Source organism: Pedococcus sp. P2_E2, from assembly GCF_056403955.1.
Genome location: NZ_JBFUEM010000021.1, coordinates 1 through 726 on the forward strand (window position 1 = coordinate 1; position 726 = coordinate 726).

Annotated in this window: 1 protein-coding gene; it reads right to left on the reverse strand. The window is 77.0% G+C overall.

The annotated features are described in order from the left end of the window. Positions 1–726: DUF222 domain-containing protein (locus tag AC1DWR_RS19850; protein ID WP_477625036.1), on the reverse strand; the 726-nt coding region annotated here is incomplete at both ends.

The following is a 726-nucleotide window of genomic DNA, read 5'->3' on the forward strand; positions in this document are numbered from 1 at the left end:
GTCACGAACGTCACGAACAGCTCCGCCTTGGGGGTGGTCGCCACCCCACCGGCCGAGGCCACCCCGCGGCGCAGCACCTCCACCAGGGCGTCCATCCGCCGCTGCCCCGACGGCCGCCGGTCCGGCTCACCCTGCGCCGGCCGGGGCGCCGACAGTCCCTGCACGGCGGCCTCGATGACCGCCTTCGCCTCGGCGTCGACCACCATCGAGTACTCGAACAGCCCGGTGCCGTCCGCGGACGGCTGCGACAACGACCGCTGCTCATGCGCCCGGTCCTGCTCACCCTGGAACTCACCCTCGGCCCCGTACTCCGCCACCAGGCGCTCCCGCAGCCCGCGCACGTCCTTGGGACGCCCCCACGACGCCACCTCGACCAGCCCGGCCAGCACCGGCCCGTCCGCCCCGACCGCCAGGCGAGGCGCGAGCCGCTCGAACTCCTCCACCACCACCACCGCCGTCACCAACGGCACCCGCGCCTCACGCACGGCGGCGGTCAACCCGGCATACCGGTCGTCGTGGGCGGCCTCGGCCACCCGCACCACCCGCGCCGACCCACCCGCCCGCAGGGACGGCGACCGCTCGAGGAGCCAGGCGTGCGCCCCGGTCCGGCCCGACCCGGCCTCACCCCGGTCGACCGCCTCGGCCAGCACCTCCACCCGGGCCGCGTCGGCCCGCACCCCCAGCTGGTCGAGCAGCGACGCGAACCCACCCAGCTCGGCCCCGCCC